General features: G+C 52.4%; 20 protein-coding genes and 1 pseudogene. 11 read left to right on the plus strand and 10 right to left on the minus strand.

Annotated elements, in window-relative coordinates; genetic code table 11:
- Positions 1 to 123: 123 nt before the first annotated feature.
- Positions 124 to 1,293, plus strand: a complete 1,170-nt coding sequence (locus OGV75_RS15785) for an MFS transporter (RefSeq protein WP_046276347.1) — start codon at positions 124 to 126, stop codon at positions 1,291 to 1,293.
- 40 nt (positions 1,294 to 1,333) lie between these two features.
- On the opposite strand, the gene sodB is transcribed toward OGV75_RS15785, so the two are convergent.
- Both sodB and OGV75_RS15795 read right to left on the minus strand, forming a co-directional pair.
- A complete protein-coding gene (gene sodB / locus OGV75_RS15790; protein WP_016152988.1) occupies positions 1,334 to 1,915 on the minus strand; it encodes a superoxide dismutase [Fe] in 582 nt (193 codons plus the stop codon).
- Between the two features lie 127 nt (positions 1,916 to 2,042).
- Positions 2,043 to 2,873 carry a C40 family peptidase gene (locus tag OGV75_RS15795; RefSeq protein WP_019076728.1) on the minus strand — a complete coding sequence of 277 codons (831 nt, stop codon included), beginning with the start codon at positions 2,871 to 2,873 and terminating at the stop codon, positions 2,043 to 2,045.
- Between the two features lie 333 nt (positions 2,874 to 3,206).
- On the opposite strand from OGV75_RS15795, the gene grxD reads away from it, so the two are divergent.
- Positions 3,207 to 3,554, plus strand: coding sequence for a monothiol glutaredoxin 4 (gene grxD, locus OGV75_RS15800; RefSeq protein ID WP_003832760.1), 348 nt, complete (start codon positions 3,207 to 3,209; stop codon positions 3,552 to 3,554).
- 54 nt (positions 3,555 to 3,608) lie between these two features.
- Here the strand turns inward: grxD and rnt are convergent, their stop codons facing one another.
- The 4 genes from rnt to OGV75_RS15820 all read right to left on the minus strand — a co-directional run bounded on the left by rnt (position 3,609) and on the right by OGV75_RS15820 (position 6,607).
- Positions 3,609 to 4,256, minus strand: a complete 648-nt coding sequence (rnt, locus tag OGV75_RS15805; RefSeq protein WP_016152990.1) for a ribonuclease T — start codon at positions 4,254 to 4,256, stop codon at positions 3,609 to 3,611.
- Between the two features lie 94 nt (positions 4,257 to 4,350).
- Positions 4,351 to 4,758, minus strand: a complete 408-nt coding sequence (gene gloA / locus OGV75_RS15810; protein ID WP_046276345.1) for a lactoylglutathione lyase — start codon at positions 4,756 to 4,758, stop codon at positions 4,351 to 4,353.
- Between the two features lie 97 nt (positions 4,759 to 4,855).
- Positions 4,856 to 5,953, minus strand: a complete 1,098-nt coding sequence (locus tag OGV75_RS15815; RefSeq protein ID WP_003029197.1) for an alkene reductase — start codon at positions 5,951 to 5,953, stop codon at positions 4,856 to 4,858.
- Positions 5,954 to 6,007: 54 nt separating this feature from the next.
- Positions 6,008 to 6,607 carry a TetR/AcrR family transcriptional regulator gene (locus tag OGV75_RS15820; protein WP_016152991.1) on the minus strand — a complete coding sequence of 200 codons (600 nt, stop codon included), beginning with the start codon at positions 6,605 to 6,607 and terminating at the stop codon, positions 6,008 to 6,010.
- 101 nt (positions 6,608 to 6,708) lie between these two features.
- Here OGV75_RS15820 and OGV75_RS15825 point away from each other — a divergent pair, with 101 nt between their 5' ends.
- From OGV75_RS15825 to sodC, 3 genes are all read left to right on the plus strand, one after another.
- Positions 6,709 to 6,948: a DUF1289 domain-containing protein gene (locus OGV75_RS15825; RefSeq protein ID WP_016156428.1), complete on the plus strand. Its 240-nt coding sequence runs from the start codon at positions 6,709 to 6,711 to the stop codon at positions 6,946 to 6,948.
- 49 nt (positions 6,949 to 6,997) lie between these two features.
- Entirely contained in the window at positions 6,998 to 7,894 is an 897-nt protein-coding gene (locus OGV75_RS15830) for an aldo/keto reductase (protein WP_016152993.1), read from the plus strand.
- An 81-nt stretch (positions 7,895 to 7,975) separates the two neighbouring features.
- Entirely contained in the window at positions 7,976 to 8,500 is a 525-nt protein-coding gene (gene sodC, locus OGV75_RS15835; RefSeq protein ID WP_016156429.1) for a superoxide dismutase [Cu-Zn] SodC, read from the plus strand.
- On the opposite strand, the pseudogene OGV75_RS15840 reads toward sodC, so the two are convergent.
- The 3 genes and pseudogenes from OGV75_RS15840 to OGV75_RS15850 form a co-directional block, all read right to left on the minus strand.
- Positions 8,476 to 10,516, minus strand: a pseudogene (locus OGV75_RS15840) (FUSC family protein). The gene sodC and the pseudogene OGV75_RS15840 sit on opposite strands and share 25 nt — an antisense overlap.
- Positions 10,513 to 11,376 carry an efflux RND transporter periplasmic adaptor subunit gene (locus OGV75_RS15845; protein ID WP_016152996.1) on the minus strand — a complete coding sequence of 288 codons (864 nt, stop codon included), beginning with the start codon at positions 11,374 to 11,376 and terminating at the stop codon, positions 10,513 to 10,515. The pseudogene OGV75_RS15840 and the gene OGV75_RS15845 overlap by 4 nt, the downstream one beginning before the upstream one ends.
- 2 nt (positions 11,377 to 11,378) lie before the next feature.
- A complete protein-coding gene (locus tag OGV75_RS15850; protein WP_016152997.1) occupies positions 11,379 to 11,615 on the minus strand; it encodes a DUF1656 domain-containing protein in 237 nt (78 codons plus the stop codon).
- Positions 11,616 to 11,807: 192 nt separating this feature from the next.
- Here OGV75_RS15850 and slyA point away from each other — a divergent pair, with 192 nt between their 5' ends.
- Positions 11,808 to 12,248 (plus strand): transcriptional regulator SlyA, encoded by a 441-nt coding sequence (gene slyA, locus OGV75_RS15855; protein WP_019076732.1) that lies wholly within the window; start codon positions 11,808 to 11,810, stop codon positions 12,246 to 12,248.
- A gap of 47 nt (positions 12,249 to 12,295) precedes the next feature.
- Here slyA and slyB read toward each other — a convergent pair whose 3' ends face one another.
- Positions 12,296 to 12,763 carry an outer membrane lipoprotein SlyB gene (gene slyB / locus OGV75_RS15860; protein ID WP_046276343.1) on the minus strand — a complete coding sequence of 156 codons (468 nt, stop codon included), beginning with the start codon at positions 12,761 to 12,763 and terminating at the stop codon, positions 12,296 to 12,298.
- Positions 12,764 to 13,037: 274 nt separating this feature from the next.
- Here slyB and anmK point away from each other — a divergent pair, with 274 nt between their 5' ends.
- The 5 genes from anmK to pdxY all read left to right on the plus strand — a co-directional run bounded on the left by anmK (position 13,038) and on the right by pdxY (position 17,617).
- Positions 13,038 to 14,159: an anhydro-N-acetylmuramic acid kinase gene (gene anmK, locus OGV75_RS15865; RefSeq protein ID WP_286480883.1), complete on the plus strand. Its 1,122-nt coding sequence runs from the start codon at positions 13,038 to 13,040 to the stop codon at positions 14,157 to 14,159.
- Between the two features lie 87 nt (positions 14,160 to 14,246).
- Positions 14,247 to 14,576, plus strand: coding sequence for a C-type lysozyme inhibitor (gene mliC / locus OGV75_RS15870; RefSeq protein WP_131405890.1), 330 nt, complete (start codon positions 14,247 to 14,249; stop codon positions 14,574 to 14,576).
- Positions 14,577 to 14,634: 58 nt separating this feature from the next.
- Entirely contained in the window at positions 14,635 to 15,291 is a 657-nt protein-coding gene (gene pdxH, locus OGV75_RS15875; RefSeq protein ID WP_047358433.1) for a pyridoxamine 5'-phosphate oxidase, read from the plus strand.
- A gap of 126 nt (positions 15,292 to 15,417) precedes the next feature.
- Complete coding sequence (gene tyrS, locus OGV75_RS15880; protein WP_003836431.1) at positions 15,418 to 16,692, plus strand: tyrosine--tRNA ligase; 1,275 nt, start codon at positions 15,418 to 15,420, stop codon at positions 16,690 to 16,692.
- 64 nt (positions 16,693 to 16,756) lie between these two features.
- The gene (gene pdxY, locus OGV75_RS15885; RefSeq protein ID WP_019076734.1) at positions 16,757 to 17,617 is read left to right on the plus strand and encodes a pyridoxal kinase PdxY; all 861 of its coding nucleotides are present in this window, start codon (positions 16,757 to 16,759) and stop codon (positions 17,615 to 17,617) included.
- The last annotated feature ends 39 nt before the right edge of the window (positions 17,618 to 17,656 follow it).

A 17,656-nucleotide genomic window follows, 5' to 3' on the forward strand; every position in this document is an offset into this window, starting at 1 on the left:
GATTGTTTGCGAATAAGCAAAAGTCTTTTGCAATTTTGTTAACTTTATTAATTTTGCGATCAATGTCATGCTTTTGACTCTTATTTTATGTCGCGCCCCGGCTCGACGTTACGGAGTCGAAATATGAAACTCAATTATCCTTTACTGGCGCTGGCGATCGGCGCGTTTGGCATTGGCACCACTGAATTTTCGCCAATGGGATTATTGCCCGTCATTGCCAAAGGTGTGGATGTCTCGATTCCCGCGGCCGGAATGTTAATCAGCGCGTATGCGGTTGGGGTGATGGTGGGTGCTCCGCTGATGACATTACTGCTGTCCCATCGTGCGCGACGTAATGCGTTGATATTCCTGATGGCGATTTTCACGCTGGGCAACGTGCTTTCGGCTATCTCGCCGGATTACACCACCCTGATGTTATCGCGTATTTTGACCAGTCTGAACCATGGGGCATTTTTTGGTCTTGGCTCCGTTGTCGCTGCAAGCGTAGTACCCAAACATAAGCAGGCCAGCGCCGTGGCAACCATGTTTATGGGGTTGACCATTGCCAATATTGGCGGCGTTCCTGCGGCGACCTGGCTTGGTGAAACCATCGGTTGGCGTATGTCATTTATGGCAACGGCGGGTCTGGGCGTCATCGCCATGGTCAGCCTGTTCTTCTCATTACCCAAAGGTGGGGCGGGAGAGCGCCCGGATGTCCGTAGCGAACTGGCGGTACTTATGCGTCCGCAGGTGCTGTCGGCGCTGCTGACGACCGTTCTGGGAGCCGGGGCGATGTTCACGCTTTATACCTATATCTCACCAGTGTTACATACAATCACCCATGCCACACCGGCGTTTGTGACCGGTATGCTGGTGCTGATTGGCGTTGGCTTCTCAATCGGTAACTATCTTGGTGGCAAACTGGCTGACCGTTCCGTCAACGGTACGCTGAAAGGCTTTTTACTGCTGCTGATGGTTATTATGCTGGCCATTCCTTTCCTGGCGCGTAATGAGCTGGGTGCGGCAGTTAGTATGGTGGTCTGGGGGGCAGCGACGTTTGCGGTCGTTCCGCCGTTGCAGATGCGCGTGATGCGTGTTGCCAGCGAAGCGCCTGGATTATCATCGTCAGTCAACATTGGCGCGTTTAATCTGGGGAATGCTCTGGGTGCCGCAGCCGGTGGGGCGGTGATTTCCGGTGGGTTGGGCTACAGCTTTGTTCCGGTGATGGGGGCAATTGTGGCGGGGCTTGCGCTACTGCTGGTCTTTATCTCGGCGCGCAAACAGCCTGAAGAGGCTTTCACTACCGCAAATTAATGCTAAAACGCAGAAGGGTTCTCCTTCTGCGTCATCTTTTTTATGCTGCGAAGTTCTTCGCAACAAATTCCCAGTTCACCAGCGCCCAGAAGTTTTCCAGGTAGCCAGGACGGGCATTGCGATAATCGATGTAGTAGGCGTGTTCCCATACGTCAACGGTCATCAGCGGCGTCGCGTCGGTGGTCAGCGGTGTACCTGCATTGGAGGTGGAAACGATAGCCAGTTTGCCATCCGTTCCTTTTACCAGCCAGGTCCAGCCAGAACCGAAGTTTTTAATAGCGGCATCGGTGAACTGCGCTTTGAAATCCGCAAAGCTGCCAAAGGAGGCGGCAATTGCTTCGGCCAGTTTACCGGTAGGTTCGCCACCTGCGTTCGGTGCCAGGCAGTTCCAGTAGAACGTGTGGTTCCATACCTGTGCTGCGTTATTGAATACACCGCCTTCAGAGCTACGTACGATCTCTTCCAGTGATTTGCCTTCAAACGCCGTGCCTTTAATCAGGTTGTTCAGATTAGTCACGTAAGTTTGATGGTGTTTGCCATAGTGATATTCCAGCGTTTCGGCAGAAATGTGCGGTGCCAGAGCATCTTTGGCATACGGTAATGCAGGTAATTCAAACGACATTGCTTCTCTCCTTATTATTTGTATTGAGTACACACAATAGCCTCATTGTGAGTAAGGATAGGGTAGCAAATTGAAAGGTTATGCAAAAGAAGAACTTACCCTACAGCATGTACTGTAGGGTAAGTTTTTAACGAATTGTTTTTGGCGTCATTACCCGACGAGCGCCCACATAGTGGCGCTGCCAGTAATCTTCACTCAGAGAGGTGATTTGAATTTCCTGGCCGCTGCGCGGTGACTGAATAAACTTACCGTTGCCAACATAAACGCCAACGTGATCGGCAGTTCCACGCCCCTGGGTACGGAAAAATACCAGATCGCCATTTTTCAGTTCGCCACGTTCAATCGGCGCGGCATCGCGCAGATGATACATTTCGTTCGCTGTACGTGGAATGCGGAATTTCACCAGATCTTTATAGGCGTAATAGACCAGACCGCTGCAGTCAAACCCGGTTCTTGGTGAGGTGCCGCCCCAGCGATAAGGCTTGCCGATTTGGTTCATCAGCGTGGACATGGCGGTTTTAGTGGCTTTCTGCACTTTCACTTTATGCGCGTCAGCCAGCGTCGTTGGTGCGGTGGTTTTCACTTTTACACAGCGCGGCTTATGGCCTTTGCGCGGCGTGCATTTTTCAGTCCAGGTAACGGCAGCGGTTTGTGCTGCGGTGTTTTTACCACGACGGTTTGCTGTTTTAGTCGACTTTGCCGGAGCGGCAGTACGATGTTTAGAAGAGGAAGCGGTTTTGGTGCTGGTTTTGCTGGTGGTCTTTGTCGCCGTTTTCTTGCTGGTCTTTGTTGTTTTTTGGCTGGTTGTTGCGCTTTTCTTTTTATCTACCGTTTTGATGGTGTGAGAATGGGTAGGTGTCGTCCTGGCCTGCTTGGAAGCATGAGCCATGGGCGTAAAGGGCAGTGTAGTAAAAAGTAAAGCACAGAGCGTGATCGAGATTCGGTTTATCCGCGCCACTGAGCAATCCTCTGGTAAGGCAGGTCTATCATGCCTGCGTGTGATTTTCAAAACTTGATGATTCTAATCTATAGAAAGAGGGAAAGTTAATAGCTTTTTTGTTTAAAACTACGTTTCGTAACCGACCGCAAAAAAAATCAGCAATTAAAGTTGGCGTTGGTGAACGAATAATCAAATCCACAGGCTTTAAAGGGCTAAGTGAGATTGTGAATGCAACTTTTGGCGTCAGGGGATAAAATAATAACGCGTAATGAAAATGTTATTTTCCGTTGCCTGTCTGACCCGCTACAATGTCAGACTACTGCCGTAAAAGAAGTTTAAGGAAGCAAGATAATGAGCACCACTATCGAAAAAATCCAGCGCCAGATCGCTGAAAACCCGATTCTCCTGTACATGAAAGGTTCCCCTAAACTGCCAAGCTGCGGTTTCTCCGCTCAGGCTGTGCAGGCGCTGTCCGCCTGTGGTGAACGCTTTGCTTATGTTGATATTCTGCAGAACCCGGATATTCGCGCCGAGCTGCCGAAATACGCAAACTGGCCAACCTTCCCGCAGCTGTGGGTTGATGGCGAGCTGGTTGGCGGCTGTGACATTTTGATCGAAATGTACCAGCGCGGTGAGTTGCAGCAGCTGATTAAAGAAACAGCGGCGAAATACAAAACCGAAGAGCCGGACGCTGAATAATATCAGCGTAAATAAAAAAGCGACCTCGTGATGGTCGCTTTTTTTATCGGTCCGTTATGCCTCTTCAGGTACGGGAAGAGGCCAGCCGCCGAGACGTTTCCAGCGGTTAACAATTTCGCAAAACAGCACGGCCGTCCGTTCGGTGTCATACAGCGCCGAGTGCGCCTGAGTCCCGTCAAATTCCATTCCTGCCGCCAGGCACGCTTTCGATAACACAGTTTGCCCCAGAGACAGGCCGCTTAAGGCCGCAGTATCAAAGGTAACGAACGGATGAAATGGATTACGTTTGAGCGAGGCGCGTTCTGCAGCGGCCATCATAAAACTGTGGTCGAACGTAGCGTTATGCGCCACCATGATCGCCCGATTGCAGCCGCTGTCTTTAATGCCTTTACGCACCATTTTAAAGATGGCATGCAGAGCGTCATATTCGCTGACCGCTCCGCGTAGCGGATTGTTAGGGTCAATTCCGTTAAAGGCGAGGGCTTCCGGCTGCAAATTCGCGCCTTCAAATGGCTCTACGTGGAAATGTAACGTCGTGTCCGGCATCAGCCAGCCTTGTTCATCCATTTTCAGTGTGATGGCTGCGATCTCAAGCAGCGCATCGGTTTTGGCATTGAACCCTGCGGTTTCGACATCAATGACGACAGGATAAAAACCACGAAAACGGTCACACAGACCGGAAAGTTGAGCGTTATCGGACATCTGGGTCTCTTAATACGGGAAAATTGCAGCGCGTATTATGGCAAAATGATGAGTATAAAACTACGGGCACAGACGATCTGCGCCCGTGGGGAGGTTAGTCGCCCAGGCCGCGCCCGGCGTCTTTCTCTTCGATCAGTTCAATTTTGTAACCGTCTGGATCTTCAACGAACGCGATTACGGTGGTGCCGCCTTTTACCGGACCGGCTTCACGCGTGACGTTACCGCCATTCTGACGAATACGTTCACAGGCTTCGGCTGCGTTGTCTACGCTCAGGGCGATATGGCCGTAGGCAGTGCCCAGCTCATACTTGTCGACACCCCAGTTATAGGTCAGTTCGATCACGGCTTCGCTGGTTTCAGGGCCGTAGCCGACAAAGGCCAGGGAGTATTTGTATTCAGGGTTTTCGCTGGTACGCAGCAGCTTCATGCCCAGCACGTTGGTATAAAACTCGATGGAACGCTGCAGGTTACCCACGCGCAGCATGGTATGAAGTAAACGCATCTTTTTCCCCTTCGAAAATGGCTAATACATTCAAAATGTTGTTTTAGTATAGCGGCGTTGTTACGCCGCTATCAATGGCAGAACGGAGTTTGTGACGTTAGAGGGTAGGATAATCGGTGTAACCTTCCGCGCCGCCGCCGTAGAAGCTTTCGGCACGTTGCGGATTCAGCTCCGCTTTACGCTGCAGGCGCGCAACCAGATCCGGGTTTGCGATATAGGCGCGACCAAAAGCAACGGCGTCGATCAGGCCTTTCTCGATCAGTGCTTCTGCTTTTTCAGGTGTGTAGGCACCCGCACCAATGATCGGACCGTGGAAACGTGCACGAACTTTTTCGCGAAACGCATCGGAATACGGCTCGCCGCCAGCCCAGTCCGGCTCAGACATATGCAGGTAAGCGATTCCGCGCTTGCCCAGTTGTTCAATCAGATACAGCGCATCGGCTTCTTCGTTCGGGCCGTTGTCAACGTTCTGGAATGAGCCAATCGGAGAGACGCGAATACCAATACGGTCGGCACCCCATTCTTTAATACCGGCATCGACAACTTCCAGCACCAGACGCGCACGATTTTCGACGCTACCGCCGTATTGATCGGTACGCTGGTTAGACGTTGGCGACAGGAACTGGTGCAGCAGATAGCCGTGAGCGGAGTGCAGTTCAACCATGTCGAAACCCGCTTCGCGCGCGTTGGCAATCGCCTGACGGAAGTCATTAACGATGCCGGGAATTTCTTCCGTTTCCAGCGCACGCGGCATTGAGGTATCCGCACGCGTTGCCAGACCATTTTCATCACGAAGTGAGGTCCGGGTACCGGCGCTAATCGCGGAAGGTGCGACCGGTGCCTGACCGTTGGGCTGCAGACTGGCGTGAGAGATGCGCCCGGTATGCCACAACTGGACCGCAATATGACCTTGCTCCGCATGTACGGCAGCGGTGATTTTTTTCCATGCGGCAATTTGCGCTTCGCTGTGTAAGCCGGGGGCCCCCGCATAGCCTTTCGCCTGTGCGGAAATCTGTGTAGCTTCACTGATGATAAGACCCGCGCTGGCGCGTTGACGGTAATACTCGGCCATCAGCGGAGTAGGGATGTCGCCAGGCTCAATGCTGCGCAGACGCGTCAGTGGCGCCATGAATACGCGGTTTGCTGCCGTAATAGCACCCACTTTCAGTGGGGAAAAAAGTTTTTCAGATGACATATGGCACTCCTGAATAGACCGGTCGTCTAGTAATAAAAGAAATAAAAACGCCTGTTAAACGGCAGGCGTAGTAATGATGGTTTTAACGTGCGCCAGCGCATTTTCCAGCGGGGTGGCGCTACGAGAAATCTTGGCCTGCAGGTTGGCGCCCAGCCACAGAGCATACAATACCTGCGCCTGTTGTAACGGCTCGCCAACAAAGGACAGACAATGATTTGCCTGACCTTTCTCCAGCGCCTGCGCTAACAGCGCAATAATGTGCCGCGCGCCTTTATCCATCGCCGTGCGCATATCTTCTGACAGATCGCACACTTCGGCGGACAGTTTTACGGTTAAACAACCGCTGATAATGCCGTGCTGGCTAAACTGGTTCAGTGTTTCCTGATAGTAGGCCAGAATGCGGTCGCGATAGTTTCCTGCCCCCGTATCAAAGTGCGTAGCCAGTCGCTGATGATAGGCCGCATAGTGGCGTTCCAGCATCGCAACACCGAACGCTTCTTTAGAGCGAAAATAGTGATAAAACGAACCTTTGGGGACTTCAGCGGTTTTCAGTAGTTCGCTTAAGCCCATACCGGTGAAACCGCGCTGCATGCACAGCAGTTCGCCAGTCGCCAGCAGATGTTCGCGTGTATCGTGTTCAGTGATTTTGTTCATGGAAAGGAGTGTAATAGACCAGTCGGTCTAATGCAATAGCGCTTGCGAGAAATTCAGTTAACGTCTTCAATAGGTATATCAATCTTACGAAAGGAGGGGATGTGGCCGAACAGCTGGAGTTTTTCCCCGTCCAGAGCCCATGCCGTGGAATATGTCAGTCTGACGAGCGCGGTTTTTGCCGCGGCTGTTTTCGCAGTCGGGATGAGCGTTTTAACTGGCAAAAGATGAGCGATGCCGAAAAGCAGGAAGTGCTACGGCTTTGTCGTCAGCGCCTGATGCGTAAATTACGAGCAAACAAAGCCAACCCTTCGGAAGAACCGCAACAACCTTCACTCTTTTAAAAGCGTAATTGCGTATACTCGATGCACATTCACTTATAAGGAAGCTGCTATGGTTCAGCGTATTACTATTGCGCCGCAAGGTCCGGAATTTTCTCGCTTTGTAATGGGGTATTGGCGCCTGATGGACTGGAATATGTCCGCGCGCCAGCTAGTCAGCTTTATTGAAGAACATCTGGATCTGGGTGTTACCACCGTCGATCACGCCGATATTTACGGCGGATACCAGTGTGAAGCGGCGTTTGGTGAGGCACTGAAGCTGGCTCCGCATCTGCGTGAAAAAATGCAGATTGTTACCAAGTGCGGGATCGCCACGACGGCACGCACGGAAAATGCGCTGGGTCATTACATTACCGACAGCGCGCATATCATTGCCAGTGCGGAAGCATCGTTGAAGTTACTGGCGACCGATCATATTGATTTGCTGCTCATCCACCGTCCCGATCCGCTCATGGATGCGGACGACGTAGCCGACGCGTTCAAAAAATTGCACCATAGCGGAAAAGTGCGTCACTTTGGCGTATCTAACTTCACCCCGGCACAGTTCTCACTGCTGCAATCGCGTCTGCCGTTCACGCTGGCGACTAACCAGGTTGAGATCTCACCGGTACATCAGCCGCTCCTGCTGGATGGTACTTTAGATCAATTGCAACAACTGCGCATTCGTCCGATGGCCTGGTCCTGCCTCGGCGGTGGTCGTCTGTTTAATGACGATGCGTTCCAGCCATTACGTAATGAACTTGCCACAATCGCAGAAGAGTTAAACGCGCAGTCCATTGAGCAGGTGGTGTACGCCTGGATTTTACGTCTGCCGTCTCAGCCGCTGCCGATTATTGGCTCAGGGAAGATAGAGCGTGTACGCGCCGCCGTTGAGTCTGAGTCATTGAACATGTCTCGCCAGCAGTGGTTCCGTATTCGCAAAGCTGCGCTGGGTTACGACGTACCGTAATCGCGTTTTTGACGCTTCTCCGTTCAAATTTGTGTCACTGGTTTACACTTATCAATCAGACACCTTTTGGACGGAGGTCTTATGAAGCGTTTGAGTTTGGCCATTATTACTCTACTCGCCTGTGCAGGTGCGCAGGCTGCCAGTGAAGAAAAAGTGACAATGAATCTGGTAACGTCGCAAGGCGTCGGCCAGGCGATTGGTACGGTCACTATTGCTGAAACCGGGAAAGGGCTGGAGTTTACGCCCGATCTGAAAGCGCTGCCGCCGGGTGAACATGGCTTCCATGTGCATGCGAATGGCAGTTGCCAACCGGCGATTAAAGAAGGAAAAGCCTCAGCCGCGGAATCGGCTGGAGGCCATTATGATCCGCACCAAACCGGCAAGCACGAAGGTCCGGAAGGCGCAGGCCACATGGGCGACCTGCCGCTGCTGGTGGTGAATAACGACGGTAACGCCACAACACCGGTCATTGCGCCGCGGCTGAAAACGCTCGATGAGGTTAAAGGCAAAGCGCTGATGATCCATGTCGGTGGCGATAATATGTCCGATCAACCAAAACCGCTTGGCGGTGGTGGAGCGCGCTACGCCTGTGGCGTTATCAAATAATCAATTGCCTAGCGTACCCGGCGGAGGCGCCTGTTCGAGCTGCGAAAGCGAGCAGTGTAGTCGCCAGATAAGCGCCGACAGTTCCTGCGCCGCAGGTTGATGATGGTGGGCGAGCGTGTCGCAAATACGCTGTAGCTCACTCAGCGTGGCATTCAGCGGTCGTTGCTGGACGCCGCGCTCACTCATTACGTCGCGAAGCAACGAAATACACACGTCTCTGACGCGAGCCAGAGGATCTGAACGCACCTCCCAGGTGCGCAGTTGCCACACCACGTGTGAGCAGTTCAGCAAGACAACCCCCCAACGCAATAGCCAGCGTCGCGCCAGGGCATCCTGACTGTTGCTGAGCTGGCTGACGTGGTGATAGGTCAGCGACTCAAATTCGTTTTCACTGAGCGAGGGATGTCGGCTGAGCTGATCAACAAAATCCCGGCGCAGGGCGCGAATATGGCGGCGACCTTTCCGCGCATCCGATCCAGGCCGCAGAATGGCGAATGCCAGCCACGATAGCGCCACGCCGGTGATTTTCGCCATATTGTCATTCAGGAAATCAGCAAAATCATAAACCGGCGGATTAGTCACCGCGATAAACGATCCCATAAACACGATTAGCTGTCCCCAAAGACCCGCCAGCGCTGGCATTTGCAGTTTCAGGAGTTGCATGGTAGCGAGCAGCGGGAAGAGAAACAGAATGAATTGCCAGAGGTCAGAGATTTGCACCATCAGGCCAAACTTAACCACAAAGCTAAACAGCGACAGCAGAACCAGCGTGCGCATCAGCAAAGAAAGCGACTTAAACGGCGTGGCTACGGCGGAATAGAGCACGCTGCTGATGGCCGCGAGCGTTAGTGCGCCAGAGCCTGATTCCCATTGCGCGCCAATGCTCCATGCGCCGATAAGCATCAGGGTACAGAACGTACGCAATCCGCTCCAGAGGGCTTCCGCATTATCGGTATGACGGGCAAGTCCTGGCGTGCGGGCGATAGTAATACGCTCGGCGGTAACGCCATTTTCCAGTAAATGCAGATAATGACTGCTGCGTAAGTACAGCCGACAAAAATAACGCAGTCGTTGCCAGAAGGCGACGTGCCGATAGTCGCGCGCATCGAGAGGACGCAGGGGGGCGATAATACGCGCGACGGTGTAGGTGTCGGTATTGGATTTGACCAGCTCGCTGAGCAGTTGTTCGATGATTTGCCGGGTATTAGCCGGGGGAGTGGGCCAGTTCAGGAGCATCCTGCGCAGACTGGATATCACGCTGGTCATACGTAACTGCTGATGCAACAGCGAATTGAGCAACGCATTTTGACGGCGAAAACGGTAGTGACTCCAGAACGCCTGAATACGCAGCAGGTTCATGGTCAGAATCTGACCGATAACACCTTCATGGGCTGTGCGAATCGCATCCGTTGTCTCCGGTTGCCAGAGTAAGCTGGCATGCTCCAGTAAACGCGAATGCATGTTTTTCAGCGCGGTAAGCAATGTGGTGCCATCGGAGGTGCTGGGGAGGATCATCATCATCATGCCGCCGCACAGGATACCGACGATGACCTCGCATACGCGGGCCTGAGCGATATCCCACAACTGCGTAATCTCTATGGTATTGACCATGGGAAAAGCAATGATCGCCGCCGTATAACCGGCCAGCTGAAAGGCGTAGGCGACGTTATTGGTGAAGTGCGCGCAGGCCCAGGTACAAAAACCGATCCACACTGACATGCTCAGCAAAAACAACCACGGCTCATTGAGGGTATGACCGGCAATAATCAACGCGGCGGTGGCACCCAGTAAGCTACCCGCAACACGACCCAGACTTTTGCTGATAACCCCGCCGACGGTGGGAAAGCTGACCACTGCCGCCGAGGTCATCGCCCAGTAGGGCTCATCCAGATTCAGGTAATAGGCGAACGTTAACGCCAGACACATCGCAATGGTATTTCGCAACGCATAACGCCACTGCGCTACCGTGGCTTTAAACCACGGCCAATGGCCTGGCATCAGGTGGGACAGTTTCATTTACGCTGGCCGATAGACACGCTGCAGGTCGTACCAGAAACCAGGGTGACATCCTGCGGCAGAGCGTCGAATTCGATGCGGACCGGAACGCGTTGGGCCAGACGCACCCACGGCACATTGGGTTTGATGTCGGGAATCAGGCCGGAATCGCTTTCCACACTTTGGTCGTAGATGGCGCGACCAATACTGGATACGTGACCCTGTAACTTTATGTTGCCGCTGTAGAGCGTGATAACCGCAGGAGCACCTTCACGAATGTGGCGCAACTTGGTTTCTTCAAAATACCCCATCACATAGAAAGAGTGGCTGTCGACAAGGGCAAACAGGGGCTTACCGGTTGAGGCGTAGTCTCCAGTACGAGTTGAAAGGTTGGTGACCCAGCCCGCTACGGGCGCTTTGACCACCGTCTGCGTCAGTTGCCACTGTGCCTGGCGCAGGCTGGCCTCGGCTGCTTCAACGCTGGCCTGCATGGCTTTCACGTTGAGGTTAGCAGTATCCAGATCTTCGGCTGAGATATAATTTTGCGATAAATGACGGCGGCGGTTGGCTTCGTTATTGGCTTTCGCCAGATCGGACTGTGCCTTCGCCAGCTGCGCTTGCGCATTCAGTTCAGCAATGTGAAACGGCGTCTTGTCGATGATAAAAAGGACATCGCCTTTGTTCACAAACTGGTTATCTTTTATATTGAGTTCGCTAATGCTGCCTGAGACCTGCGGCGTGATGCTGACCTGCTCAGCACGCACTTTGCCATCACGTGTCCAGGGCGATTGCATATAGTAATTCCACATCCACCATCCGGCGAAAACTGCGATGGCAGCGACTATAATGGTGGAGAAGTATTTAATGGTTTTAAGCGACATAATCACCACACAATCAGCATTACAAAGGCCAGACATACGCAAAGCGTAAAGAGTGACAGATCCATTAACAGGGGATGCCAGATTTCGCCGGAGTAAATCCAGTCGCGTAGCAGGCGATGAACAATCAGCCAGAGAATAAATCCTGCTACAAACGCCTTGAAAACAGGAGGGAAGTAGACAGATGCTCCGATCATTAAATCTTGTAGGGGCAATCCTGTTGCATTAAACATAAACTTCACGGGCAAAATCCTTGGCGGAAGAGAGCATTGCTATAGGTTTAGCAAAAAAGAGACAATGAGTCTCTGTAACGCATAATGTCTGAAAAAATGTCAGCCGGTAAGCAAATTTGGCAATACATTTGTTTTGGGAATACAAATGCTGCACACTATTCTAAAATCAGCATAATAACTTAGCAAGCTAATTATAAGGAGATGAAATTGGAATCGCCATTAGGTTCTGATCTGGCACGGTTGGTGCGCATTTGGCGTGCTCTGATTGACCATCGCCTGAAACCTCTGGAGTTGACGCAGACGCATTGGGTTACGCTGCACAACATTCATCAATTGCCGCCTGATCAATCGCAGATTCAGTTGGCTAAAGCGATTGGCATCGAGCAGCCTTCGTTGGTACGCACGCTTGACCAGCTGGAAGAAAAGGGACTCATTTCACGACAGACTTGCGCCAGCGATCGTCGGGCAAAGAGAATTAAACTGACAGAAAAAGCAGAGCCGCTGATTGCAGATATGGAAGCGGTTATCAATAAGACGCGTGGAGAAATTTTGGAAGGGATTTCAGCTGAGGAAATTGATCTGCTGATTAAACTGGTCGCCAGACTGGAACACAATATTATTGAACTGCAGTCACAGGGCTGAAACGATAAGATGACGTGTGGCCAGAGCCTGACCACACGTGTATTCGATTAGCGTGGAGACACGGTAACCTGGCTGCCGTTGTTAGCCATAACAACGCGCTGGCCAGCTGAGAACTTGGTTGCACCCTGTTTCTGAACCACCATGATGGTATTACCGTCGTCCTTACGGATTTCCAGTTCTACACCCTGGGTTTTATTCATCGCACCTTGTACGCCTTGACCCGCTACGCCACCGGCAACTGCGCCAGCCGCCGTGGCTAATGAACGACCCGTACCGCCGCCGACGGTGTTACCCAGGAACCCGCCGAGTACCGCACCACCAATGGCGCCAATCACGTTTGCGTCATCGCCACCCTGGATTTGCACCGGACGAACATGAACAATTGTACCGTAGGTAACGTTCTGAACTTGTTTCGCTTCGGATGCGGTGTATACGTCGCCTGAAAGGCTATCATTGTTAACGCAGCCCGCCAAAGACACACCCATTAATGCAACAATCAGCACACGTTTAATCATTTACAAATCTCCTTTAACACCACGAAACGCTAATAAAGCACCCTTCATGGCTAAATTATATGGCACTTGTGAGCCTAAGGTCACATGTTCTACTGGAACAATATGAAAATCTTAACCGAAATCGGATATACCGAGTATAAACGAATCATTCATATAATTGATGTAATAAAGCGTCCATTGTAATGATTAGCCCTCAAAAATCATTAAGGAAGCATGGCATTAGTCGGCACTTTATGGTTGAGTGTCAAGGCTAATTTGCTTAAAAGGATGACATATGAAATCGGGCCGTTTTATCGGTGTAATGTCTGGAACCAGCCTTGATGGCGTCGATGTTGTGCTGGCGACAATAGATGAAACGATGGTTGCGCAACAGGCGAGTCTGACCTGGCCTATCCCTCTCCATATAAAGCAGGCGATCCTGGATATCTGCCAGGGGCAGCAGCTTACGCTATCGCAGTTTGGCCAACTCGACGCACAGCTCGGTTATCTGTTTGCCGAGGCGGTGAATGCACTGTTGGCACAGGAAAAATTGAAACCGCAGGAGATCGTTGCGATTGGCTGTCATGGGCAAACCGTGTGGCATGAACCGACGGGAATCGCGCCGCACACGCTGCAAATTGGCGACAACAATCAAATCGTTGCGCGTACCGGGATAACGGTGATCGGCGATTTTCGTCGCCGCGATATCGCTCTCGGCGGGCAGGGCGCGCCGTTGGTTCCCGCTTTTCATCAGGCGCTGTTGACTCATCCAACGGAGCGGCGGATGGTGCTAAACATCGGCGGAATTGCCAATCTGTCTCTGCTTATCCCACAGCAACCCGTTCGCGGTTACGACACCGGGCCGGGCAATATGCTGATGGATGCCTGGATCTGGCGGCAATGCGGCCAACCCTACGACAAAGATGCGCAGTGGGCCACATCGGGAACGGTGATCCTGCCTTTACTGCAAAATATGCTTAACGATCCTTATTTTTCTGCGCCTGCGCCGAAAAGCACTGGCCGCGAGTATTTCAATTATGGCTGGATAGAACGTCATATGGCGCAGTTCCCGGGAATAAGCCCGCGGGATGTGCAGGCGACGCTTGCCGAACTGACGGCCGTGACCATTTCCGAGCAGGTCTTGCTAAGCGGAGGCTGTGAACGGCTAATGGTATGCGGCGGCGGCAGCCGTAATCCGCTGCTGATGATGCGTCTGGCGGCGTTATTGCCAGGGACAGAGGTCACCTCAACCGATGAGGCTGGGATCAGCGGCGATGACATGGAGGCCCTTGCTTTTGCCTGGCTGGCGTGGCGAACGCTGGCGGGATTACCGGGAAATCTGCCTTCCGTGACCGGCGCATCAGAACCGAGCGTTTTAGGGGCGATTTATCCTGCTAACCCACGAACTCAGAGTTAACTGAAATTATTCAGCGCCATATGTCGATAAACTAGGGATATTAGGGAGGGTGCCATTACCCTCCAGGACCAGGAAAGTCTTCAGGATATGGCTATGAAAAAACTGTTGTTAGTGTGTCTGCCGGTACTGCTTAGCGGGTGCAGCGTGTACAACCAATTTGTCGAGCGTATGCAAACGGATACGCTTGAATACCGCTGTGACGAAAAACCGCTTTCCGTGAAGCTGAACAATACCCGTCAGATGGCGAGTTTTGTTTATGATAATCAGCTATTGAACCTCAAACAGGGCGTGTCGGCATCAGGTGCTCGCTATACCGATGGTATTTACGTCTTCTGGTCTAAAGGCGATGAGGCAACGGTCTATAAACGAGACAGAATTGTGCTAAATAACTGTCAGTTACAGAACCCGAAGCGTTGAGATTTTCACCTGGGCGGCGCACAATAGCGTCACCCACTGACAATCCGTAGCCAACATCATGTCTGATAACGACGAATTGCAGCAAATCGCGCATTTGCGCCGTGAATACACGAAAGGCGGTCTCCGCCGCCGCGATCTTCCCTCCGAACCCCTTGCGCTGTTCGAGCGCTGGCTGGGGCAAGCCTGTGACGCCAAACTGGCCGATCCCACAGCGATGGTCGTTGCTACCGTCGATGAAAACGGTCAGCCTTATCAGCGTATCGTGTTGCTCAAACATTATGATGACAAAGGGCTGGTGTTCTATACCAACCTCGGTAGCCGTAAGGCACATCAGATTGAGAAAAACCCACGCATCAGCCTCCTGTTTCCCTGGCATACGCTGGAACGGCAGGTGATGGTGATCGGCAAGGCTGAGCGCCTTTCCACGCTGGAAGTGGTGAAATACTTCCACAGTCGCCCACGTGATAGCCAGATTGGCGCCTGGGTCTCTAAGCAATCCAGTCGGATCTCCGCGCGCGGTATTCTGGAAAGCAAATTCCTCGAACTGAAGCAGAAGTTTCAGCAAGGGGAAGTTCCACTGCCCAGTTTCTGGGGAGGCTTTCGCGTGAGTATTGAGCAGATGGAGTTCTGGCAGGGTGGCGAAAACCGTCTGCACGATCGTTTTTTATACCAACGCGAAGATAACGCGTGGAAAATTGATCGCCTGGCCCCCTAAAGATGCAAAATTCTTGTTTTAAGCGCTGGTGCTGAACAATCCGGCGCTTTATTCTATGTTTCTTTCGCATCAGGCGAAAAGTCGTGTACCGGCTAAGGTGCAGTCGTTTTATACATGGAGATTTTGATGGCAAGCAGTAACTTGATTAAACAATTGCAAGAGCGGGGGCTGGTGGCCCAGGTGACGGACGAGGAAGCGTTAGCAGAGCGACTGGCGCAAGGCCCGATCGCGCTCTATTGCGGCTTCGATCCTACCGCTGACAGCTTGCATTTGGGGCATCTGGTTCCATTGTTATGCCTGAAACGCTTCCAGCAGGCAGGCCATAAGCCTGTCGCACTGGTGGGTGGCGCAACCGGTCTGATTGGTGACCCGAGCTTTAAAGCCGCCGAGCGTAAACTGAATACCGAAGACACCGTGCAGGAGTGGGTGGATAAAATCCGCAAACAGGTTGCGCCGTTCCTCGATTTCGACTGTGGCGACAACTCGGCGATTGCTGCGAACAACTATGACTGGTTTGGCAGTATGAATGTACTGACTTTCCTGCGTGATATCGGCAAACACTTCTCCGTTAACCAGATGATCAACAAAGAAGCGGTGAAGCAGCGTCTGAACCGTGACGATCAGGGGATCTCGTTTACCGAGTTTTCTTACAACCTGCTGCAGGGTTATGACTTTGCCTGCCTGAACAAACTGCACGGTGTTGCGCTGCAGATTGGCGGTTCTGACCAGTGGGGCAATATTACTTCGGGTATCGATTTGACCCGTCGCCTGCACCAGAACCAGGTGTTTGGTCTGACCGTTCCGTTGATCACTAAAGCTGACGGCACGAAATTCGGTAAGACGGAAGGCGGCGCTGTGTGGCTGGATCCGAAGAAAACCAGTCCGTACAAATTCTACCAGTTCTGGATCAATACCGCCGATGCGGATGTTTATCGCTTCCTGAAATTCTTCACCTTCATGGACATTGAAGAGATCAATGCGCTGGAAGAAGAAGATAAAAATAGCGGTAAAGCGCCGCGCGCCCAGTATGTTCTGGCTGAGCAAGTAACGCGTCTGGTTCACGGCGAAGAAGGGCTGGTAGCGGCAAAACGTATTACCGAAAGCTTGTTCAACGGTAATCTGAGCGATTTGAGCGAAGCGGATTTCGAACAGCTCGCGCAAGATGGCGTGCCGATGATCGAGATGGACAAAGGTGCCGATCTGATGCAGGCGCTGGTGGACTCCGAGCTGCAACCTTCTCGCGGCCAGGCACGTAAGACTATCGCGTCTAATGCGGTGACCATCAACGGTGAGAAGCAATCCGATCCGGAATATTTCTTCCAGGAGAGTGATATCCTGTTCGGGCGCTACACCTTACTGCGCCGTGGCAAGAAGAACTATTGTCTGATTTGCTGGAAGTAAGATTTAGTTAGCAGGGGCGTGGGAAACTACGCCCCTTTATTTTTTCAGGGTTGTGGTAAGTAAAATGAAGAATATCCTCGCCATCCAGTCCCACGTTGTTTTTGGTCATGCGGGCAACAGTGCAGCAGAATTTCCAATGCGTCGTCTTGGCGCAAATGTCTGGCCGCTGAATACCGTTCAGTTTTCTAACCACACACAGTACGGCAAATGGACCGGTTGCGTTATGCCGCCGAGTCATCTGACTGACATTGTCCAGGGCATTGCCGATATCGATAAACTCCAGACTTGTGACGCAGTACTGAGCGGCTATCTTGGCTCGGCTGAACAGGGCGAGCACATTCTGGGTATTGTACGCAAAGTAAAAGCGGCCAATCCGCAGGCGAAATATTTTTGTGACCCGGTGATGGGCCATCCGGAAAAAGGGTGTATCGTCGCGCCGGGCGTAGCGGAGTTTCATGTGCGCCATGCGCTTCCGGCCAGCGATATTATCGCCCCGAATTTGGTTGAGCTCGAAATTCTGTGCGAGCATGCGGTGAACAATGTCAATGAGGCCGTGGCGGCAGCGCGTGAGCTCATCGCTCAGGGACCAGAAATTGTGCTGGTGAAGCATCTGGCTCGCGCGGGTATCAGCGCAGATCGTTTCGAGATGCTGTTAGTTACTGCTGAACAGGCATGGCATATCAGCCGACCGTTAGTCGATTTTGGTGCTCGTCAACCGGTTGGCGTGGGTGATGTCACCAGCGGCTTGTTGTTGGTTAAACTGCTGCAGGGCGCGTCTTTACAGCAGGCGCTGGAGCACGTGACGGCGGCGGTGTACGAAGTGATGATTGCCACCAAAAAAATGCACGAGTATGAGCTGCAGGTTGTGGCTGCGCAGGATTGTATCGCGAAACCTGAACACTACTTCAGCGCGACGCAGCTGTAACCAATGCCCGATGGCGCTCACGCTTATCGGGCCTGCGTT

Source organism: Citrobacter sp. Cb028 (assembly GCF_030336705.1).
Taxonomy (GTDB): domain Bacteria; phylum Pseudomonadota; class Gammaproteobacteria; order Enterobacterales; family Enterobacteriaceae; genus Citrobacter; species Citrobacter braakii.